The sequence below is a fragment of the Haloplanus sp. XH21 genome, assembly GCF_023276355.1.
Classification (GTDB): domain Archaea; phylum Halobacteriota; class Halobacteria; order Halobacteriales; family Haloferacaceae; genus Haloplanus; species Haloplanus halobius.
This window is the reverse complement of the sequence record NZ_JALLPL010000001.1, coordinates 2,244,339-2,262,787: the sequence shown is the minus strand read 5'-3', so window position 1 is coordinate 2,262,787 and position 18,449 is coordinate 2,244,339. Positions and strand designations below refer to the sequence as shown.

General features: G+C 66.4%; 24 protein-coding genes and 1 tRNA gene. 13 read left to right on the top strand and 12 right to left on the bottom strand.

The window, feature by feature from the left end; genetic code table 11:
* Positions 1-16 precede the first annotated feature (16 nt).
* Together MXB53_RS11850 and MXB53_RS11845 are read left to right on the top strand one after the other, a co-directional pair.
* On the top strand, positions 17-223 hold the full coding sequence (locus tag MXB53_RS11850) for a DUF7981 family protein (RefSeq protein WP_248897751.1): 207 nt from the start codon (positions 17-19) through the stop codon (positions 221-223).
* Between the two features lie 28 nt (positions 224-251).
* Positions 252-333, top strand: a tRNA-Ser gene (locus MXB53_RS11845).
* 125 nt (positions 334-458) lie between these two features.
* Here MXB53_RS11845 and MXB53_RS11840 read toward each other — a convergent pair.
* On the bottom strand, positions 459-650 hold the full coding sequence (locus MXB53_RS11840) for a hypothetical protein (RefSeq protein ID WP_248897750.1): 192 nt from the start codon (positions 648-650) through the stop codon (positions 459-461).
* A 111-nt stretch (positions 651-761) separates the two neighbouring features.
* Between MXB53_RS11840 and MXB53_RS11835 the strand changes: the two genes are divergently transcribed.
* The 4 genes from MXB53_RS11835 to MXB53_RS11820 all read left to right on the top strand — a co-directional run bounded on the left by MXB53_RS11835 (position 762) and on the right by MXB53_RS11820 (position 4,323).
* A complete protein-coding gene (locus MXB53_RS11835) occupies positions 762-932 on the top strand; it encodes a hypothetical protein (protein WP_248897749.1) in 171 nt (56 codons plus the stop codon).
* Positions 933-974: 42 nt separating this feature from the next.
* A complete protein-coding gene (locus tag MXB53_RS11830; protein ID WP_425601205.1) occupies positions 975-1,370 on the top strand; it encodes a DUF7383 domain-containing protein in 396 nt (131 codons plus the stop codon).
* A gap of 376 nt (positions 1,371-1,746) precedes the next feature.
* Positions 1,747-3,378, top strand: coding sequence for a thermosome subunit beta (gene thsB / locus MXB53_RS11825; RefSeq protein ID WP_248898109.1), 1,632 nt, complete (start codon positions 1,747-1,749; stop codon positions 3,376-3,378).
* A gap of 84 nt (positions 3,379-3,462) precedes the next feature.
* The gene (locus MXB53_RS11820) at positions 3,463-4,323 is read left to right on the top strand and encodes a hypothetical protein (RefSeq protein ID WP_248897748.1); all 861 of its coding nucleotides are present in this window, start codon (positions 3,463-3,465) and stop codon (positions 4,321-4,323) included.
* Here the strand turns inward: MXB53_RS11820 and leuS are convergent.
* From leuS to hisH, 4 genes are all read right to left on the bottom strand, one after another.
* Positions 4,311-7,184, bottom strand: coding sequence for a leucine--tRNA ligase (gene leuS / locus MXB53_RS11815; protein WP_248897747.1), 2,874 nt, complete (start codon positions 7,182-7,184; stop codon positions 4,311-4,313). The two genes, MXB53_RS11820 and leuS, sit on opposite strands and share 13 nt — an antisense overlap.
* A gap of 147 nt (positions 7,185-7,331) precedes the next feature.
* A complete protein-coding gene (hsp14, locus tag MXB53_RS11810) occupies positions 7,332-7,739 on the bottom strand; it encodes an archaeal heat shock protein Hsp14 (protein WP_248897746.1) in 408 nt (135 codons plus the stop codon).
* A gap of 160 nt (positions 7,740-7,899) precedes the next feature.
* Positions 7,900-8,703, bottom strand: a complete 804-nt coding sequence (gene pheA / locus MXB53_RS11805) for a prephenate dehydratase (protein ID WP_248897745.1) — start codon at positions 8,701-8,703, stop codon at positions 7,900-7,902.
* 51 nt (positions 8,704-8,754) lie between these two features.
* Positions 8,755-9,459 carry an imidazole glycerol phosphate synthase subunit HisH gene (gene hisH, locus MXB53_RS11800; RefSeq protein WP_248897744.1) on the bottom strand — a complete coding sequence of 235 codons (705 nt, stop codon included), beginning with the start codon at positions 9,457-9,459 and terminating at the stop codon, positions 8,755-8,757.
* A 123-nt stretch (positions 9,460-9,582) separates the two neighbouring features.
* Here hisH and solA point away from each other — a divergent pair, with 123 nt between their 5' ends.
* Positions 9,583-10,731 carry an N-methyl-L-tryptophan oxidase gene (solA, locus tag MXB53_RS11795; protein ID WP_248897743.1) on the top strand — a complete coding sequence of 383 codons (1,149 nt, stop codon included), beginning with the start codon at positions 9,583-9,585 and terminating at the stop codon, positions 10,729-10,731.
* Here the strand turns inward: solA and MXB53_RS11790 are convergent.
* Genes MXB53_RS11790 through MXB53_RS11780 form a run of 3 tightly spaced genes read right to left on the bottom strand, consistent with a single transcriptional unit; the run spans position 10,725 to position 12,083 of the window.
* Positions 10,725-11,315: a uracil-DNA glycosylase gene (locus tag MXB53_RS11790; protein ID WP_248897742.1), complete on the bottom strand. Its 591-nt coding sequence runs from the start codon at positions 11,313-11,315 to the stop codon at positions 10,725-10,727. The genes solA and MXB53_RS11790 overlap by 7 nt on opposite strands.
* Before the next feature lie 25 nt (positions 11,316-11,340).
* Complete coding sequence (locus MXB53_RS11785) at positions 11,341-11,910, bottom strand: endonuclease dU (RefSeq protein ID WP_248897741.1); 570 nt, start codon at positions 11,908-11,910, stop codon at positions 11,341-11,343.
* The gene (locus tag MXB53_RS11780; RefSeq protein ID WP_248897740.1) at positions 11,907-12,083 is read right to left on the bottom strand and encodes a DUF5786 family protein; all 177 of its coding nucleotides are present in this window, start codon (positions 12,081-12,083) and stop codon (positions 11,907-11,909) included. Before MXB53_RS11780 ends, MXB53_RS11785 begins: the two co-directional genes overlap by 4 nt.
* A gap of 103 nt (positions 12,084-12,186) precedes the next feature.
* Between MXB53_RS11780 and MXB53_RS11775 the strand changes: the two genes are divergently transcribed.
* On the top strand, positions 12,187-12,801 hold the full coding sequence (locus tag MXB53_RS11775) for an MBL fold metallo-hydrolase (protein ID WP_248897739.1): 615 nt from the start codon (positions 12,187-12,189) through the stop codon (positions 12,799-12,801).
* A gap of 185 nt (positions 12,802-12,986) precedes the next feature.
* Here the strand turns inward: MXB53_RS11775 and MXB53_RS11770 are convergent, their stop codons facing one another.
* The gene (locus MXB53_RS11770) at positions 12,987-13,136 is read right to left on the bottom strand and encodes a 50S ribosomal protein L40e (protein WP_248897738.1); all 150 of its coding nucleotides are present in this window, start codon (positions 13,134-13,136) and stop codon (positions 12,987-12,989) included.
* A gap of 101 nt (positions 13,137-13,237) precedes the next feature.
* On the opposite strand from MXB53_RS11770, the gene MXB53_RS11765 reads away from it, so the two are divergent.
* The gene (locus MXB53_RS11765) at positions 13,238-13,702 is read left to right on the top strand and encodes a TRAM domain-containing protein (protein ID WP_248897737.1); all 465 of its coding nucleotides are present in this window, start codon (positions 13,238-13,240) and stop codon (positions 13,700-13,702) included.
* Between the two features lie 75 nt (positions 13,703-13,777).
* Complete coding sequence (locus tag MXB53_RS11760; protein WP_248897736.1) at positions 13,778-14,242, top strand: Tfx family DNA-binding protein; 465 nt, start codon at positions 13,778-13,780, stop codon at positions 14,240-14,242.
* A gap of 11 nt (positions 14,243-14,253) precedes the next feature.
* Here the strand turns inward: MXB53_RS11760 and MXB53_RS11755 are convergent, their stop codons facing one another.
* Positions 14,254-15,288 (bottom strand): mannose-1-phosphate guanylyltransferase, encoded by a 1,035-nt coding sequence (locus MXB53_RS11755; protein WP_248897735.1) that lies wholly within the window; start codon positions 15,286-15,288, stop codon positions 14,254-14,256.
* Positions 15,289-15,493: 205 nt separating this feature from the next.
* Complete coding sequence (locus tag MXB53_RS11750; protein WP_248897734.1) at positions 15,494-15,766, bottom strand: DUF7091 family protein; 273 nt, start codon at positions 15,764-15,766, stop codon at positions 15,494-15,496.
* 190 nt (positions 15,767-15,956) lie between these two features.
* Between MXB53_RS11750 and MXB53_RS11745 the strand changes: the two genes are divergently transcribed.
* Genes MXB53_RS11745 through MXB53_RS11735 form a run of 3 tightly spaced genes read left to right on the top strand, consistent with a single transcriptional unit; the run spans position 15,957 to position 17,967 of the window.
* Complete coding sequence (locus MXB53_RS11745; RefSeq protein ID WP_248897733.1) at positions 15,957-16,886, top strand: replication factor A; 930 nt, start codon at positions 15,957-15,959, stop codon at positions 16,884-16,886.
* A 1-nt stretch (position 16,887) separates the two neighbouring features.
* Entirely contained in the window at positions 16,888-17,508 is a 621-nt protein-coding gene (locus tag MXB53_RS11740; RefSeq protein ID WP_248897732.1) for an RPA family protein, read from the top strand.
* Positions 17,509-17,565: 57 nt separating this feature from the next.
* Positions 17,566-17,967: a DUF8146 domain-containing protein gene (locus tag MXB53_RS11735; RefSeq protein ID WP_248897731.1), complete on the top strand. Its 402-nt coding sequence runs from the start codon at positions 17,566-17,568 to the stop codon at positions 17,965-17,967.
* On the opposite strand, the gene MXB53_RS11730 is transcribed toward MXB53_RS11735, so the two are convergent.
* Positions 17,959-18,414, bottom strand: a complete 456-nt coding sequence (locus MXB53_RS11730; protein ID WP_248897730.1) for a DUF5814 domain-containing protein — start codon at positions 18,412-18,414, stop codon at positions 17,959-17,961. The genes MXB53_RS11735 and MXB53_RS11730 overlap by 9 nt on opposite strands.
* Between the last annotated feature and the right edge of the window lie 35 nt (positions 18,415-18,449).

Below are 18,449 nucleotides of genomic sequence, written 5' to 3'. Positions count from 1 at the left end.
TGACGAGGGCCGCCCGATGACGCCCCGACACAAATCGAGTCTGCTCTGGGGACTCGTCGGCGCGCTCTCCTTTCTCGTGCTCGTTCAGGGGTATCGACTCCTCGTTGGTCCCCTGGAAATCGGCCTGTTCGTCGTCGGCGGCGGCGCCGTCGCCGTCGGCGCCCTGTCGGCCGGTCTGACGCATCTGTTGGCGCCGCGAATACGGGAAAACGGAAGGACTTAACAGGCGGAGCAGTTAGACACAACTGCGTGCCGGGATGGCCGAGTGGTAAGGCGCACGCCTGGAAAGCGTGTTCCCTTCAGGGATCCAGGGTTCAAATCCCTGTCCCGGCGCTTCTTATTCCGCCGCAGGTCGCTACAGTCATAGCTATCGTAGCCTTTGTCAGTCATCGCAGACCTGATCACCAGACGGCGTGCGATCAGGTGTGCAAACAGTTCCAAACGCTACTATAGCCGTATTACGACATCGCGTCGCGCGGCATCACGAGGTCACCGCCACAGCTCGGGCAGCGGGCGAGCGTGCCCGTCGTGCCGGTCGTCGTCCGGTACTCGTCGTACTCACAGTCGGTACAGACCCACTCCGCGACGTGTTTGTCGACCGGCGACGGGTCGTCCGGAACGGCGTCGGTTCGTCCGCCCTTCAGCGACATGTGGTAACGTTCCACACCCCACGGACTTAACACACACGCCGTACGGAGCGTTGCGTTCGTCTGGAATCGGAGAAAGGTTCATGTGGTGTGGGCACGTCTCACAGAGTGACAATGCCTGACACGAAAAGTGGCCGCGAGAAAAACGGGCAGAAAAAGCGCGAGCAGCTGCGCCAGCAGCTCTACGAGCAGGAACTCGAGACGCTCGGCGAAGACGCGGAACTGCCGGAACTCGACGGCGAAGAGGCCGAACTCGTGGCCAACGAACCGTCCGAGCGGTCCTGACCCGCCGGCGATCTTTTCCCTACTCCCATTCAATCGAAGGACGTGCGCGCGAACTACGCGACGATGTACGTCGGTACGCAACTCGCGCCAGCGACGCGAGAACTCGACCTGGACTGGGCGACCAACGTCGGCGATGCGACCGACCCCCAGGAGTTCGACGTTCCGACCGACGACGCCACCGACGGCTACGTCGGCATCCAGGCGTTCGATGTCGGCGAGTACGGACACGACGTTCTGATCAACGGCGACCCGATGAGCGGGTTCGATATCCCTCCCAACGAGGGCTGGCAGTACTGGGTCGATACGTTCGGCGACGCCGTCTCTCTCACCGCCGGGACCAACGATCTGGTGATCACTCGCGACACCGACACCGACGACGCCTTCGCCATCGGAACGGTCACGGTCCACTGGAAGGAACCGCCCGATTCCCGGGACTGAGCGGGAGGGCCGCAACTGTTTCGATCGTAGCCTTTGTCAGTCATCGCAGACCTGATCACCAGACGGCGTGCGATCAGGTGTGCAAACAGTTCCGAACGCTACTATAGCTTCGCACCGGGTCGGTCCGGCGCGAATCTATCGTGACTTCCGATCAGCTCTGTAACTTAAAGCACCCCGCGATCCGGAATCGCCCGCCATTCTCGGGTCGTGATAACAGTTCTCACAGAATCAGCGAACCTCCTCACGTCGGCTGTTTTTCCGCTCCCACTCTGCGTGTCGCGTCTCTCACGGCGTCTCCCGGAACACTCACTTTTATATAGAAGGACAAACAATCGTTCGGTGAACCATGAGTCAGCGTATGCAACAGGGGCAGCCGATGATCATTATGGGCGAGGACGCCCAGCGCGTCAAGGACAAGGACGCTCAGGAGTACAACATCTCGGCGGCCCGTGCAGTCGCGGAGTCGGTACGGTCGACGCTCGGCCCGAAGGGGATGGACAAGATGCTCGTCGACTCGATGGGCAGCGTCACCATCACCAACGACGGCGTGACCATCCTCCAGGAGATGGACATCGACAACCCGACGGCCGAGATGATCGTCGAAGTCGCCGAGACTCAGGAGGACGAGGCCGGCGACGGGACGACGACGGCCGTCTCCATCGCCGGGGACCTCCTCGGCAACGCCGAGGATCTCCTCGATCAGGACATCCACCCGACGGCGATCATCAAGGGCTTCCACATGGCCTCCGAGTTCGCCCGCGACGAGATCGACGACATCGCGGAGTCCGTCGACCCCAGCGACGAGCAGCTCCTCCGACGCGTCGCCGAAACCTCGATGACGGGCAAGAGCTCCGACCTCGATAAGGAACTCCTCGCACAGCTCGTCGTCGACGCGGTCCAGGCGGTCACCGTCGAGACCGAGGACGGCTCCCACGTCGTCGACCTCGAATTCGTCGAGATCGAGACGCAGACGGGTCGCTCGGCGTCCGAGTCGGAACTCCTCAACGGCGCAGTCATCGACAAAGACCCCGTCAACGACGACATGCCCGTCGAGTTCGACTCGGCGGACGTACTCCTCCTCAACGAGCCCATCGAGGTCGAAGAGACCGACGCCGACGCGCAGGTCAGCATCGACGACCCCGAACAGCTCCAGCAGTTCCTCGATAGCGAAGAGCAACAGCTCCGGGAGAAGGTCGACCAGATCGTCGCCACCGGCGCCGACGTGGTGTTCTGTCAGAAGGGCATCGACGACCTCGCACAGTACCTGCTCGCGCAGGAGGGCATCCTCGCGGTCCGCCGGACGAAGAAGTCCGACATGGGCTTCCTGCAGGAGATTCTCGGCGCCAGCATCGTCTCCGACCTCGACAGCGCCACCGGCGCCGACCTCGGCAACGGCACCATCAGCCGCGACGCCGACGCCGGCCTGTTCTACGTCGAGGGCGAGAACGTTCACGGCGTGACCCTCCTGCTCCGCGGCTCGACCGAGCACGTCGTCGAAGAGCTCGAACGCGGCATTCAGGACGCCCTCGACGTGGTTTCGGCGACCACCGCCGACGGTCGCGTCCTCGCCGGCGGCGGTGCCGTCGAAGTCGAACTCGCGAGCCGTCTGCGTGACTACGCCGACAGCGTCAGCGGCCGCGAGCAGCTCGCCGTCGAGGCCTTCGCCGACGCCGTCGAGACCGTTCCGCGCGTGCTCGCGAGCAACGCCGGTCTCGACAGTATCGACACGCTCGTCGACCTGCGCGCCGCCCACGAGGCGGGCGACGCACGCGCCGGCCTCAACGTCTTCACCGGCGACGTGGTCGACACCTACGAGGCTGGCGTCGTCGAACCCGCCCACGCCAAGGAGCAGGCGCTTACGTCGGCCACCGAGGCCGCGAACCTGGTCCTGAAAATCGACGACATCATCGCGGCCGGCGACCTCTCGACCTCCGGCGACGAGGACGAGGGCGGCCCCGGCGGCGCTGGCGGCATGGGCGGCATGGGTGGCATGGGCGGCGCGATGTGAGGTAGGCGCGCACCCACCACCGACGCCACAGGATCGCTTTCACGCGGCACAAGACCCTTATTTTAGCCCTCGATACCCGCTGCTATGCCCTCCAGCAGACGCGCCTTTCTCGCGACGGCGAGCCTCGCCGCGGCCGGAATTGCGGGGTGTGCCGACCGCGTCCCGTCCTCGTCGACGCCGACTGCCGACGGCGAGACGGCGACGCTCGGCGAATCGATTTCCGTCGACGACGCGGAGATTACCGTCGCCGAATTCGCCGTCGTTCACTCGTATCAGTATCTCAGCGCCCCGGACGCTTTCGGCGTCGAATCGGCCGGCGACGGGTGGTTCGCGTTCGTCGGCGTCACCGCACAGGGTTCGTCGCCGCCCGCCCGTGACGCCTTCACCCTGGACGTGGCCGACGAACGGATCGCCCCCGCCGACGCCGCGTTCGGTCCCGTCCGCGATCTCGCGCCAGTCGGCGACGGCGCGTATACGGCCGCAGAGACCCGCGGCTATCTGCACTTTGCCGTTCCGCACTCACCGGCGGTCGACACGGCGGCCGTCACGCTTGACGACGCTCGGTGGTCGATCCCCGCGTCGACGTTCGATCCACTCCGCGCCACGCCACCCGCGTTCGCGGTCACGTACGACGTGCCCGACGCCGTCGGCCACGACGACCCGGTTCCGATCCGTCTCGACGTGACGAACACCGGCGGCGCTGGCGTCTGTCGCGGTGCGATCAATCACCACGGCCCGATGCACGGCGGGGACGCGTTCTCCCTCTCGCTCGCCGCCGGCGCGTCGACGACCCACGAAACGACCGTCGACTATCACGTCGGCGAGAATATCGGTGACCGTCTGCAGTTCGCGGTCGTCGTCCCCGGCGAGTCCCGGTCGTTCGAGGTCAGCCTGGACGGCGACGGAACGGCGATGCCGTCCCGACCGTCTCGCTACTCGAGATAGATTGCCGGGCGGAACGGTACGGCGTCGCTGGCGCGGTCACCCGGATCCGGCGGGTTCTCGTCCTCGGCGTAGACGGCGACCGCCGCGTCGAACTCGCGTTCGAGGAAGGGGATCGCGGCTTCGTACACCGCCTGTTCGTCCAGTTCGCGCATCACGTCGACCGTCGTGTCGTCGCGGTCCCGCGTGAGTTCGACGAGTTCGCCCGCGAGGTCGTTCACCGCGTCGCCCCGCTCCCGGAGGTCCGGGTCCGACATCGCCTCGCTCATCACGGCGCCGATGTCGGGGCCGGCGCCGGCCACGGCGTCGAACACCTTCCGCTTCCAGTCGGCGGCCGCGTACACGTGGATGGTGTCGGGATCGGTTCCCATCACGTCGATGATGTCGTTGATGTCCTCCGTGAGCCGCTCGATCTGCCTCTCCTGGACCTCGGTGGGCGGGTCGATGCGGTCGGGGTCGGCCTCGGGCCAGTCGGCGTCCTCGGCCGCCGTCCCCGTCAGTTGCTCGTGGAGTTCGTTCGCGAGGAAGGGGACGAACGGCGCGAGAAGCCGCAGTCGCGTCTCCAGGGCGTGGCGGAGCGTCCATTGGGCGCCCGGACGGTCGCGGTCCGTCCGTCGGCGGTACCACCGAAGCGACTCCTCGAAGTCGTAGAAGGCGGTCTGACTCGCCGCCCGCGTCTCCGAGTTGTCCATCGCCCCCGTCACTTCGCGGACGGTGCGCTGGAGTTTCGACAGGAGCCACCGGTCGATATGCTGCAGATCCTGGTCGGCCGGGTCGTCGTCGAACGTCGAGGTCGAGTCCTCGGGGATGAGTTCCTGGGCTCGGTTCCAGAAGCGATCGAGCTGGTTGCGGACGCTCTCGACCTGGCCTGCGCGCCAGTCGTAGTCCTGCCACGGCTCCGCGGAGTTGAGCAGGAAAAAGCGGACGGTGTCGGCGCCGTAGTTCTCGATGGCTTCGCCCGGCAGGACGACGTGGCCCTTCGAGGACGACATCTTCTCGCCCTCCAGCAGACCCATGCCCATGATGACGATGCCTTCAGGCCAGTTGGCCTCGTCGAACAGTTCCGCGTGGTGGAACAGGTAGAACGTGAGGTGGTTCGAGATGAGGTCGTTCGCGGAGAAGCGGTAGTCGACGGGGTACCAGTACTGCCACTCCTCGCGCAGGTCGAGCGCGCGCGGATCGGGGTCGTCCACCGCGTCGGCGCCGTAGAAGAGCGCGTCGAAGAAGTCGCGGTCGAGGTCCTCGACGGGGATCTCGCGCAGGCGCGGCGCGAGGGTGTAGTACGCCATGTAGATGGTCGAGTCCGAGAGGGGTTCGATGACGAAGTCGTCGTCCCAGGGCAGGCGCGTCCCGAGGCCGTAGTTGCGGATGCACGGCCACTCGTTGAGCCACCCGATGGTGTGGTGGTACTCGTCGCGGGTGTTCGCCGGGATGCACTCCATGTTCTCGACGACCTGCCGCGTCCGCTCCTTCCAGTCCTCGTCGTTGTAGCTGAGGAACCAGGTGTCCTGTTCGGCCACCTCGACGTCGCCGCCACACCGGCAGACGACCTCCTCCGAGAACTCGTACATGGTGTCGAACTGGCCGGCGTCGACGCCGGCGTCGCGGTACTGCTCGCGGATGTCCTCGATGACCGCGCCTGCGAACTCGCCGTAGTCGTCGTGGAGGCGGCCCGCGTGGAACTCGCGGTTGTACAGTTCCTGGGTCACGGCCTCCAGCGCGGGGTCACCCGACGACTCGATGCCCGCCTCCTCGACGGCGTGGCGGGCGGGCACGTCGCCGTAGCCCTCGACATCGAGGATGGGGATGGGTTCGATGTCGTCGACGACCGCCGGATCGACGCCGTAGCGCGCCATGCGCTCGTCGTCGGCTTTCGCCTCCTGCAAGGCGAGGTAGTCGTCGGGGGAGTGGGCGGGCACCGACATGACCACGCCGGTCGCGTTGTCCGGATCGACGAACGTCGCCGGCAGGATGGGCACCTCGTCGCCGGTGACGGGGTTGGTGACCGACGTACCGACCAGTTCGGTGCCCGCGAACGTCTCTTCGACGGTCACGTCGTGGGCCTGCAGGCGGAGTTTCGCCGTCGCCGCTTCCGAGACCAGCCACGTCTCACCGTCGACGGTCGCCCGGACGTACGCCCCGTCGGGGTTGACGTAGGCGTTGGTTACGCCCCGCACCGTTTCGGGGCGGAGCGTCGCCATCGGCACCACCGCGTCGTCGAGGCCGAACCGGACCAGGGTGTACTCCTGGTATTCGGCGTCCTCCCCCTCCAGCAGGTCGTGGGTCGTGACCGGCTGTTCCTCGTTCGTGCAGTATTTCACGGGGTGGAGGCCCTTCTCCAGGCGCCCCCGGTCTTTCAGCGTCTCGTACTGCCAGGTGATGAACTTGGAGTAGCGGTCGTCGTTGGTGGTGAACTCGCGGCGCCAGTCGACCGACAGCCCAAGGGACTTCATCCCCTTCTTGTAATGTTCCTCGATGAAGTAGCGGGCGTAGCCCATCGGCGTCTCCAGATCCTGGAGGGTCTCCTCCGGCACGTCGTAGGTGTCTCGGAGCACCGACAGCTGTTCCTCTTCGCCTTTCTTCAGGCGTTCGACGGCGCCGATGATCGGCGTGCCGGTGACGTGCCACGCGATGGGAAAGAGCACGTTGTCGCCCTGCTGGCGGCGGTAGCGGGCGTAGACGTCCGGCACGGTGTACGTCCGGGCGTGCCCGATATGCATGCCGCCGCTGGGGTAGGGGTAGGGGACCGTGATGAAGGTCGCGTCGTCGGGGTCCTCAACCTCCTCGGGATCGGCCTCGTAGCGCCCCGTCTCGGCCCAGCGCTCCCGCCAGCGCTCCTCCACGTCCTGCGGGTCGTATTCCATATCCGGGCTCAGGAACCCCCGACCTAAAATAACTCCTATACCGCAATCGCCACGCCGCGATCGCCCCGTGTGGACGGTCGTCCGTCAGGTCCGGCGGTCACCGATCAGGGGCGGCGACCCACCGGTACACAGTTACAATAATCCGGCTCACTCGACGTCGATGTGTTGCACTGCGTCCGTCTCCGTCTCGACGGGCAGCGTCACCGTCAGGACGCCGTTCCGGTACGTCGCGGATGCGCCGTCCTCGTCGACGGTCGCCGGGAGGCGGATGGTCCGTCGCACCGACTGGTGTCGGCGCTCGCGTCGGACGTACGCCCCATCGTCCGTGGCCGTCTCCGTCTCGCTGTCGGCCCGGATCGTCAGCAGGTCGTCGTCGACGGAGACGTCGACCGACGGCGAGTCGAATCCGGGGATATCCGCCGTCACGACGAGTTCGTCGTCGCGACGGAGCACGTCGACGGGGAAGTCGGCGTCGGCGTGGCTGTGACCGCCGAAGTTCCGGCTCATGCGCTCGAACAGGTCGTCGAATTCGCTGACGTAGTTGATTGGTTGCATCTTTGTTCTCCAGCTATCCACTCGCGCTGTGAGAAGATAAAGACCGCAGGACGGCGGCTAGCAGCCCGCACGTCGGATTCATACGGTTTATCGTAAGTCATTACGGTGATTCGCCGGACTGTTTCGGCGAATCACAGGGACCCAGTTACAATAATCCGTATCAGACCACGTGTCTCGTGTCGTAGGAGCCAAGCCGTCGGACCCAGCCGTCGGCCGCGATGGATTCCACCTCTTCGACGGCGTCGCTGGCGGGGCGTTCGTACAGGCCCGCCTCGAAGTCGATGTGGAAGAGGTAATCGCCGAGGCGGTCGCCGGTCGGTCGCGACTCCACGCGTGAGAGGTTGATGTCGCGGTCGGCGAACGCCTCCAGCAGTTCCAGCAGGAGGCCCGGATAGTTGGCGTTCGGGTTGACGATTATCGTCGACTTGCCGCCGGCGTCGGAGCGCTCGTCTGCGGGCGCGATGACGAAAAACCGGGTGGCGTTGGAGCTTCGGTCCTGGATGTCCTCCGCGATGACCTCCAGGTCGTCGCCGGCGTTGTCCGGGTGGGCGATGGCGGCGACGCTGCTGTCCTCGCGGGCGTGCTCGACGCCACGGGCGGTGCTCGCGACGGCTTCGAGTTCCACGTCCGGATATTCGGCTTCGAGGAAGCCCCGACACTGCGCCAGCGCCTGCGAGTGACTCGCGACCACGTCGAACGACGGCGACTGCGCGATGAGGGCGTGCCGAATGGGCGTCACCACCTCCTCGACGACGGCCACGTCGTAGTTGGAGAGGGCGTCCAGCGTCTCGGTGACGCTCCCCTCGATGCTGTTCTCGATGGGGACGACACCACGGCGGTAGTCGCCGGCCGCGACGGCCTCGACGATGGCGGTGACCGACTCGCTGAACGTCACCTCGTCCGCAACCGCTCGCGCGGCGCGATGCGAGTAGGTGCCCGACGGGCCGAGCGTGATGGCTTCCATGGACGGTCGTTCACGGGAGCGTGGCAAAAACGCGTCGGGTCGTGCCCCGGCTTACGCCGTCGAACAGATGTCGACGAAGTTCCGCAGGATGGTCAACCCCGTCTCACCGCTCTTCTCGGGATGGAACTGGGTGCCGAAGACGGTGCCGTCCTCGTTGGCGACGACGGCGGGGAAGCGACGGCCGTGATCGGACGTGGCGACGACCGCCTCGTCGTTCTCGGGGTCGGCGTAGTAGGAGTGGACGAAGTAGGCGTACTCGCCGTCGACGGAGCCACCCTCGGGACCGGCATCGGTCCCGGGGGCGTCTGCGACGCCCGTCACGATCGGGTGCTCGCGCTCGACGGCGAGTTCGTTCCAGCCCATATGCGGGACCGTCTGCCCCTCGGCGAAGCGCACGTTCTTCCCGGGAATGAAATCGAGGCCGACGACTTCGCCCTCGCCCGCGTGATCGGCCTCCTCGCTGGTCGTCAGTAGCATCTGCATGCCGAGACAGATGCCGAAGACGGGTTGCCCGCGGTCGACGGCGTCCGCCAGGGCCTCGCGGTACGGCCCCGCGTTCTCCATCCCCTCGCGGAACGCGCCGACGCCCGGCAGGACGATGCCGTCGGCGTCGGCGAAGTCGCCCGGGTCGTCGGTGATCGTCACGTCAGCGCCGGCGCGTTCGAGGCCGCGCGTGGCCGAGCGGAGGTTGCCGAGGCCGTAGTCGACGATGACCACGTCCGCGAGCGTCTCCGACGGCGCTTCGGACAGGCTCATACCGGTGCTTCGGGAGCGGTGGTGAAGTGGGTTTCCGTTGCGGCCATCCGTCGCCAGGACTGGCGGTCGGCGCCACCAGCGCTCTCCCGGAACGTTATGTGGGCGGCGTCCGGCCACCCGACAATGACCCGCACGGAGTGTGCTGTCGTCGTCCTCGGCGTCGGCGGGATGGGCAGTGCCGCGACCTACCATCTCGCCCGCCGTGGCTGCGATGTCGTCGGCCTCGAACGGTACGACATCCCTCACGCCCAGGGGTCGTCGCACGGCGTCTCCAGGATCATCCGTCTCCCCCAGTACGAGGACCCCGCCTACGTTCCGCTCGTCCGGCGGGCGTTCGCGCTCTGGAACCGGCTCGATGCGACCCATCCCCGGCAACTGCTCCACGCGGTCGGCAGCGTCGACGTCGGCCCCGACGACGACGAGAGCGTCTACGCCGGGTCGAAACGCGCTTGCGAGGCCCACGACATCGACCACGACGAACTATCCGGAGCGGTGCTGAACGAGCGATTCCCCGGCTACGACCTCCCTCCAGAGCACCGCGCCGTCTACCAGGCTGACGGCGGGTTCCTCCACTGCGAGCAGTGTATCGTCGCCCACGTCCAGGCCGCGCACGACCACGGCGCGACGGTCCGCGCGCGCGAGACGGTCGAAAGCTGGGACGCCGACGAGACGGGCGTCACCGTCCGGACCGACCGAGGGGAGTACGTCGCCGACAGGCTGGTCGTGACTGCCGGCGCGTGGACCGGGCAGCTTCTCCCCTCGCTCTCGGGACTGTTGCAGCCCGAACGACAGGTGCTCGGCTGGTTCCAGCCCACCGAACCGGAGCGGTTCGCGCCCGAGAACTTCCCCGTGTTCGTCGCCGACGTGCCGGAGGGCCACTTCTACGGCTTCCCGACCTACGAGATTCCCGGGTTCAAGGTCGGGAAGTACCGCCACCGCGAGGAGACGGGATCACCGTCCGAACTGGCCCGCGAACCGGACCACGAGGACGAGCGGATCCTCCGGTCGTTCACGGAGCGATACTTCCCGTCGGCCGCCGGGCCGACCATGCGGCTCTCGACCTGCATGTTCACGAACACGCCGGACAGCGATTTCCTCGTCGACATCCATCCCGACCACGAGAACGTCGTCGTCGGTGCGGGCTTCTCCGGCCACGGGTTCAAGTTCGCCAGCGCTATCGGGGAGGCGCTGGCCGACCTCGCGCTCGACGGCGAGACGACGGCGCCCGTCGAACCGTTCCGTATCGACCGATTCGACGGGCGTCGTCAGTAATCGCCCAGCCGCGACTGGTCGCTCTCGCCCGCGCCAACGAGATCGGCAGCCGTCGCTACCGCCTCGTCGAACGCCTCCCGCTGGCTCCGGTCGTACAGCGTCGCCGCCGGATGCAGACAGATGACTACGCGTCGGCACTCGCCGCCGAGACGCGCCTCCACCACCGATCCCGCTTCCGACGTGACGCCCACGTCGCGGTCGAGGAGGCGCTCCCCCGGGACCTTGCCAAGGGTGACGACGACATCGGGATCGACGTGGTCGATCTCCCGGTCCAGAAACTCGGCGCAGTTGTCGAGCTCCTCGCCCCGCGGATCACGGTTCTCGGGCGGGCGACACCGGACGCAGTTGGTGATGCGCACGTCGGCGCGGACGAGGCCGGCGTCCCGGAGAGCGTCGTCGAGCACTGATCCGGACCGGCCCACGAAAGGTTCGCCCTGTTCGTCCTCGTTGGCACCGGGCGCCTCGCCGACGAACAGCAGGGCGGCGTCGTCCGGGCCGGTGCCGTTGACGATCCGACTCCGCGACTCGACGAGCGCCGGACAGCGCTCGCAGGCACACACGTCGGGACCCTGGGTATCGACCATGCACACAGGGCCGCAGGCCGGCGGCTTAAGCCTCCCCGTCCGTGCGGAACGTCCGGGCCGCCCGGGCGGCCAGTCGCGCCACTCGGAGCGGTTCGGGCCGCCCGCCGTCGACGGTGAACCCGCGAACGACCTCGGCGGCATGCTCCGGGTCAGTGCCCACCCCGCGGACGTACACCGTCTCGCCGCCCACGTCGAGTTCGTGGCGTGGCGGTTGGGCGCGATACCGCTGCAGGCGTTCCTGCAGCGCTGACCCCGAAAACTGTTCTCGGAGTGCCGGCTCCAGACCGGGGCTCGTCTCGAACGACACCGAGAGCACGGGCCGATCGACGGCGGCGTGCAGGCCGTGCAGGTCGACGACGTTGTACCACGCGGGCGCGATGCCGGCGAGCAAGAGATACTGAACGTCCGCGCGATCTGCCGTGGTGTACAGCGACGCGATGGCGTCTGTCGCGTCCGTGCCACCGATGGTACACGTGCCGAAGGCGAAGCCGTCGGCGGTTCGGTCAGCACGAACGACGGCGCCACAGAGGGTGCTCCCGTCGTCCCTCCTGGCGAACGATTCCGCGACACCGAGCGCCCGCGCGCCCGACTTCACTCGTCTTTGATGTCTTTGAGACGGTCGAGTAGTTCGTCGTTCGATGCCCCGATCTCGAATTCGACCGACCCCCGGTGGTCCGCTTCTGACGTTTCGACCCCTTCGTTGTCGTCGAGGTCGGCGTCTAACTCCTGATTCTCCTGTTCGGACTCATCGTAGCTCCCGAAGCCCATACGTGTGACTATAGGTAGCGCACGACCAAAAAACATGTGCAGCCCCCAACCGATCCAGCCGGAAGTTCCCCGTTTTATCCTTCTGCCCGACGGCGTGGGAGGTATGGACGTGATCAACGTCACGGCTGACGCGGAGCAGTTCACGTGCAACGCCTATCTGGTCACCGGCGAGCACCCGACGCTCGTCGACGCGGGGACGATGCCGGGTGTCGCCGACGTCGTCGCGGACCACGTCGACGACCTGGAACAGGTGGTCCTCACCCACCAGCACGCGGATCACGTCGGTCGGTTGGACGCGGTTCTCGACGCGTTCGACGCCGACCTCCGCGCCCACGCCGACCATCCGCGGCGGACGGCGCCCCTCGTCGACGGCGACACCGTCGAGATGGGCGACGAGGTCTTCGAGGTCGTGTACACGCCGGGCCACGCCGACGACCACGTTTCCCTCGTGAGCGACACCCGCCTGTTCAGCGGCGATGTCGTCGTCTACACCGACGGCGCGTTCGAGAACGGGAGTTTCGGCCGCACGGACAAGCCGGGACAGTCACGCGAGCGCCTCATCGAGAGTTTGCGGACGCTGTTGTCTCGGCTTCCCGACTCGGTGACGGCGATGTACGCCGGCCACGGAGACCCGTTTCACGCCGACGACGAGAGTGTTCGCGACGTGATCGATCGGGCGCTCTCGCGCGCGGAGCGACGGGAACCAAAATACGACTGATACGGTTTATTGTGAGTCAGAGGAATCATCGGAAGTCATCAGAGATTCTCACCGTGACGGGCCGGCGAGAATCTCTGGACAGTTACGATACTCCCTCTCATCACCGGTGGGTTGCTGGACTGTCCCAGCGAACCACCGGGACACAGTTACAATAATCCGTATGAACGGCGGTAACGGCGCGAAAATCAGGCGCTGCGCGGCTCTTTCGCCTTCGGCCGGAGCTTCTTGTAGCCGCATTTTCGGCACCGCTCGGCGCGCTTGGGGTTCCGCGCGTTGCACCGCATACAGATCTGTTTATCGAGCGTGCGCCGTTCCGCCTCCTCGAACTTAGCCATACCTCCCGATTCCGGGGCGACCGTCATAACGCTTGCGAGTGTCACCGAACGCGGGTCGGTACAACGCAAGCGTTTAGACGGCCGGTGGAGTAGTCGACGTTATGGCGAACTGTCCACTCGCCGACGACTGCCCCAGTTTCTCGGAGCGGATCCAGGGAATGGGGTGTCAGCACTACGGCGATCGCGGGGGTGCCGAGTGGTGTAACCACTACGATATGCCCATCTCCGACCTGAAGCAACAGCCGGTGAAACCCGGCGAGGAGCTCGTCGTCGAGGTGACCGACATCCACGAGAGTGGCGCAGGCGTCGGCCGCACCGAGGACGGCTTCATCGTCCTCGTCGACGGCACGCTCCCGCCGGCCCGGGCGCGCGTCCGCGTCGACCGCGTGAAGTCCAATCACGCGACGGCGGCGGAAGTCGAACGACTCCCGCTCGAAGACGAGGAGGGAGAGGAGGTTGAGGTCGAAGACGAGGCCGACGCCGAGAGTCAGGAGTCCGATTCGTCCGACACCGACTCCGGCCGGCCCGAGCAGTTGGGCAGTCGCGACAACTTCTGGGGCGGATAGCGTCGCTGACGCCGCGGTACCGGCGGTGGACCGGACGAAGTGGCTCTTTTATGGGCTGAGCGTATATCCCGGGTTATGGACGACGACCCGGACGCGGATTCCCTGCTCGAACGCGCTGGTTTCGACGCCGAGAAGAGTATTCTGACGCGGCGGCAGGCCGAGGTGCTGGCGCTTCGCGAACGCGACGTGCGCCAGTCCACCATCGCGGGACTGCTCGGCACCTCGCGGGCGAACGTCTCGAGCATCGAATCCAGCGCCCGGACCAACGTCGAGAAAGCGCGCGAAACCGTCGCGTTCGCCGAGGCGCTGACCGCCCCCGTCCGGGTCGAAGTCGACGAAGACACCGACCTCTACGATGTCCCCAAACTCGTCTACGACGCGTGTGACTCAGCGGGCGTCAAGGTCAACCACACGGCCCCGGATCTGATGAAAATCGTCAGCGACGAGGCCGGCGACGCAGTGCAGGGTCGCGAAGTCCAGGCACCGCTTCTGGTCGGCGTCACCACCGATGGCACCGTGCGCGTCCGACAGTCCCGATAACGCACGCCGGATTAGAACAGCTCGTCTTCTCGCAGTTTCGCTACCAGTTCCCGGACGCGCTGGGTCTCCGTCTTCGGGACGACGAGCATCCGGTCGTCGTACGCCACGACCGCGAGTCCCTCGACGCCGATCAGCGAGACGTGGACGTCGTCGCCGGCGACGACGTTGTCCGTCGCATCGAGAGCCGTGAGGTCGGCCCCGTCGGCGACGACGTTTCCGTCGCCGTCGGGCGAGACGACGCGTTCGAGCGCATCCCACGCGCCCAGGTCGTCCCACGCGACATCAAGCGGGACGACGACCGCATCCCTCGCGCGTTCGAACACCGCATGATCGACGCTCACGGGGTCGATGGCGCGGAAACCCGCTTCAGGGTCGCCGTCGTCGAGGGCGTCCACGAGCGCGGCCAGCGGCGACGCCCGCGCCGCCGACAGGAAGGCGTCGGGGGTCCACGCGAAGATACCGGCGTTCCAGTAGTAGCCGCGGTCGACGTACTGCGCCGCCGTCTCCGCGTCCGGTTTCTCGTGAAACGTCGCGACGTTGGCGTAGTCGCCGTGGTCGGTGCCGGGTTCGATGTAGCCGTAGCCCGTTTCGGGGCGGGTTGGCTCGACGCCGAACGTGACGAGCGAGTCAGTCTCGGCCGCGACGCGGGCCCCTCGACGGGCAGGCGTCTCGAAGTCGCCCGCGACGGTGTGATCGCTCGGGAGTGCGAGCACGGCGGGATCCTCAAACCGTTCGGCGATGTGGTGGGTGGCGTACGTCAGCGCCGGGCCGGTATCCTTTCCGACGGGGTCGACGACGACGGACGCCGCCGGGACGGCCTCGCGCACGGCGTCGGCGAAGGCGGGGCGCGTCGAGACGACGACATCGTCGGCGAAGCCGGCGCGGGCGACGGTGCGTTCGAGCAGGGAGTCGGCCTGGGTGTCACGCTGGCGTCGTCCCACGCCGTCCAGCGAGAGGAACTGCTTCGGGCGGTGACTCCGGCTGGCGGGATAGAGCCGCGAGCCGACGCCGCCAGCGAGTACGACCGCGACGAGCGGGCGATCCATACCCGTCCTGTGATACGGATCATTGTAACTGTTTACCGGTGGTTCGCCGGGACGATCCAGCGACCCACCGGTACTGAGAGGGAGTATCGTAACTGTCCAGATTCTCGCCGGCCCGTCACGGCGAGAATCCCTGATGACTTCCGATACTTCCTCTGACTCACAATAAACCGGATGAGGCGTTCCGGCAAAAGCGCACCGGGGCCGTCTACCACGTCTCGACGACGCCCTCGCGGACATCCTCGAGACAGCCCTCGCAGTCGGGGTGACCGGCCTCGTAACACGCGGGTCGATTCTCGCTGTCGAGGGCGACGGCGCGACGCTCGGCCTCGCGCCGACAGACGATGCGGACGCGCCCCTCGTCGTCGCGGGGGATGTCGCCCGTCTCCCGGCCCTCCTGGTAGGCCGCTCGTGCCTCGGCGTAGCGCCGGCCGGCCGACCGGAAGGTCGTCCGTACGAACTGCTGCAGCCGGTCGTCCATACGCGTCCTTGCGGCCGGAGAATCAAAGATTCGTCGGCCTCGCCGAACGGAGGTGAGGTCCGCTGCCGAATGCGGATGGCGACCGCAGTCGGCCGATTTCACTTCCGCTCCGGTCGCGGAAGTTTTTATATCATTGCGCACCAACCGACGTGTGCCTCCCCACGAGAACAAACCGGAGGCGAGTGAAACCATGACCGATTTGCATACCCACGCGGAGGACATCGTAGACCAGTTCTCGGACCACCTCGACCTGACTACCGACGAGGTCGAGGAGCGACTCGACAACCTCGTCAACGAGTACCAGGTACCCGTCGACGAGGCGCGCCGCAGCGTCGTGAACAGCTATCTCGACGAGGCGGGCCTCGAACGCGAGTCGCTCGGCCAGGGCGGTAACGCCTCGGTCGGTCTCGCCGAGATCGAGGAGGACGAACAGTGGCTGGACGTGACCGCCAAGGTCGTCGAACTCTGGGAGGCTCGGAGCGACTCCGTCGCCCAGGTCGGCCTGTTGGGCGACGAGACGGGCACCACCAAGTTCGTCGCGTTCGAATCCTCTGACCTCCCCGAACTGGAGGAGGGAGCGGTCTATCGCCTTGAGAACCTGGTGACCGACGAGTACCAGGGCAACTTCTCGGTGAAGCTCAACCGCACGACGACGATCACCGAGGTCGACGAGGAGATCGAAGTCGGGGACGACGCCGAAACCGTCGAGGGTGCGCTGGTGGACATCCAGAGCGGGAGCGGCCTCATCAAGCGGTGTCCCGAGGAGGACTGCACGCGCGTCCTCCAGAACGGACGATGTTCCGAGCACGGCGATGTCGAGGGCGAGTTCGACCTGCGGATCAAGGGCGTCCTCGACGACGGCGCCGCGGTCCACGAGGTCATCTTCGACCGCGAAAGCACCGAGGAACTCACCGGTATGTCCCTCGAGGAAGCGAAGGACATGGCGATGGACGCGCTGGATACGACCGTCGTCGCCGACGAGATGCGCGGCACCACGCTCGGCCGGTACTACCGGGTGAGTGGGCCGCAGTTCGGCCGGTACGTGCTGGTCGACGAGTTCGAACAACTGACCGGGCCGGTCGATGCCGAAGCCGCCCTCATCGAAGCGAGGTCGATCTAACATGAGCCAAGCACCTACCCGCGAAGTCGCTCGTCGCGTCTTCGCCCGCGAGTTCAACGACGCCAGTCACACGTTCAAGGAGTCCGACGACGAACGCGCCCCCGTCTACCTCCTCTTGCCGACGGGCGAACGCGCCAACCGCGTGTTCCTCGTCGGCACGCTGACGGAGAAAGAGGACGTGGGCGAGGACGACGAGTACTGGCGGGGCCGCATCGTCGACCCGACGGGGACCTTCTTCGTCTACGCCGGGCAGTATCAGCCCGACGCCGCGTCGACGCTGCGCGACCTCGAACCGCCGGCGTACGTCTCGGTCGTCGGCAAACCACGCACCTACGAGACCGACGACGGGAGCGTCAACGTCTCGGTGCGCCCCGAATCGATCACGCCGGTCGACGCCACCACCCGCGACCGCTGGGTGGTCGAGACGGCGACGCGGACGCTCGAACGCATCGACGCCTTCGAGGACGAGAGCAACGAGTACGCCCGCATGGCCCGCGAGGAGTACGACCTCTCGGTGGACGACTACCGCCAGATGGCGCTCTCCGCGCTCGAAGGCCTCGACGAGACGGACGAACTCGGCGCCGACGCCGATGCCGACGACGGCGCTCGTCCGGATCCCTAGTCGGCTCCGTCCCCTGACAAACCGTTAAGTGAGTTGGGCGACGAACTCGACGTGAGCATGGGTAACAAAAACAAAACCATCTCGTTTCGCGTCAACGAGGACGCGTTCGAGACCCTGCGCGAAATCGCCGAGGAGCGGGATCTGTCGCTCTCGGCGATGTTCCGCGATTACGTCGACATGCTCGTCGCCCACGACGGCCAGGTTCAGGTCGTCCCCGAACACGAACTCGGCTCCGCGGTCGACGACGCCGGCTTCCCGCCCACCGTCGAGGTGCCGAAAAGCTTCGTCCGCGAGCACGAACGCCTCGAACTCGAAGCTGAGCATCTCCGGGAACAACTCGACGAGCACAAACGCTACATGAACCACCTGCGCGAGCAAGTAGAGGAGGGCGACGAGGACGTCATCCATCTCGAAGACCTCGACGGCGATCAGGACGAGCAGTCCTATCGACTAGGCTGACAGGGTCCGACGGGCCTCGCGGACGCGCTTTTCCATCTCGTCGTCGCCTTCGACGGCCGCCAGCGATCCGACCGCTTCCAACCGCCGCACCGCTTGGTCCAGAAACGAGAGGATGTCGCCGGGGTAGGCGTACAGCATGTACTCGTCGGACATCACGTCGACGATGGCGTCGGGGCCGAGTCCCTGTGCGCGGAGTTCGAGCAGGTACTGGATGAACTGGCGCTCCGGATAGCCGGTGTAGAGGTCGTCCGGATCCTCACAATCGAGGAAGTCACCGGCGAAATCCAGCAGGCGGTCACGGGTGGCGTCGTCGAGTTTGGCGAGGCCGTCGCCGCTGTAGAGCACCTCCATCGTTGCGCCCTTGAACGCGCCCTTCGGGATGGATGTGTCCAGTTGGGAGACGATCTGGCGGTGGTTTTTCAGATAGATTTTGTCGGTGATGGCCACTGGTGTGGTGTAGACGGGTACCGAACTAAAACGTC

What these genes read in the sequence shown, in the direction of transcription:
- MXB53_RS11760 (WP_248897736.1), top strand. Translation starts at nt 13,778, where the DNA reads ATGGACGACGACCCGGACGCGGATTCCCTGCTCGAACGCGCTGGTTTC.
- MXB53_RS11765 (WP_248897737.1), top strand. Translation starts at nt 13,238, where the DNA reads ATGGCGAACTGTCCACTCGCCGACGACTGCCCCAGTTTCTCGGAGCGG.
- MXB53_RS11820 (WP_248897748.1), top strand. Translation starts at nt 3,463, where the DNA reads ATGCCCTCCAGCAGACGCGCCTTTCTCGCGACGGCGAGCCTCGCCGCG.
- MXB53_RS11780 (WP_248897740.1), bottom strand. Translation starts at nt 12,083, where the DNA reads ATGGGCTTCGGGAGCTACGATGAGTCCGAACAGGAGAATCAGGAGTTA.
- leuS (WP_248897747.1), bottom strand. Translation starts at nt 7,184, where the DNA reads ATGGAATACGACCCGCAGGACGTGGAGGAGCGCTGGCGGGAGCGCTGG.
- thsB (WP_248898109.1), top strand. Translation starts at nt 1,747, where the DNA reads ATGATCATTATGGGCGAGGACGCCCAGCGCGTCAAGGACAAGGACGCT.
- solA (WP_248897743.1), top strand. Translation starts at nt 9,583, where the DNA reads ATGACCCGCACGGAGTGTGCTGTCGTCGTCCTCGGCGTCGGCGGGATG.
- MXB53_RS11745 (WP_248897733.1), top strand. Translation starts at nt 15,957, where the DNA reads ATGACCGATTTGCATACCCACGCGGAGGACATCGTAGACCAGTTCTCG.
- MXB53_RS11755 (WP_248897735.1), bottom strand. Translation starts at nt 15,288, where the DNA reads ATGGATCGCCCGCTCGTCGCGGTCGTACTCGCTGGCGGCGTCGGCTCG.
- hsp14 (WP_248897746.1), bottom strand. Translation starts at nt 7,739, where the DNA reads ATGCAACCAATCAACTACGTCAGCGAATTCGACGACCTGTTCGAGCGC.
- MXB53_RS11740 (WP_248897732.1), top strand. Translation starts at nt 16,888, where the DNA reads ATGAGCCAAGCACCTACCCGCGAAGTCGCTCGTCGCGTCTTCGCCCGC.
- MXB53_RS11790 (WP_248897742.1), bottom strand. Translation starts at nt 11,315, where the DNA reads ATGGTCGATACCCAGGGTCCCGACGTGTGTGCCTGCGAGCGCTGTCCG.
- MXB53_RS11770 (WP_248897738.1), bottom strand. Translation starts at nt 13,136, where the DNA reads ATGGCTAAGTTCGAGGAGGCGGAACGGCGCACGCTCGATAAACAGATC.
- MXB53_RS11850 (WP_248897751.1), top strand. Translation starts at nt 17, where the DNA reads ATGACGCCCCGACACAAATCGAGTCTGCTCTGGGGACTCGTCGGCGCG.
- MXB53_RS11840 (WP_248897750.1), bottom strand. Translation starts at nt 650, where the DNA reads ATGTCGCTGAAGGGCGGACGAACCGACGCCGTTCCGGACGACCCGTCG.
- hisH (WP_248897744.1), bottom strand. Translation starts at nt 9,459, where the DNA reads ATGAGCCTGTCCGAAGCGCCGTCGGAGACGCTCGCGGACGTGGTCATC.
- MXB53_RS11775 (WP_248897739.1), top strand. Translation starts at nt 12,187, where the DNA reads ATGGACGTGATCAACGTCACGGCTGACGCGGAGCAGTTCACGTGCAAC.
- MXB53_RS11835 (WP_248897749.1), top strand. Translation starts at nt 762, where the DNA reads ATGCCTGACACGAAAAGTGGCCGCGAGAAAAACGGGCAGAAAAAGCGC.
- MXB53_RS11750 (WP_248897734.1), bottom strand. Translation starts at nt 15,766, where the DNA reads ATGGACGACCGGCTGCAGCAGTTCGTACGGACGACCTTCCGGTCGGCC.
- pheA (WP_248897745.1), bottom strand. Translation starts at nt 8,703, where the DNA reads ATGGAAGCCATCACGCTCGGCCCGTCGGGCACCTACTCGCATCGCGCC.
- MXB53_RS11735 (WP_248897731.1), top strand. Translation starts at nt 17,566, where the DNA reads ATGGGTAACAAAAACAAAACCATCTCGTTTCGCGTCAACGAGGACGCG.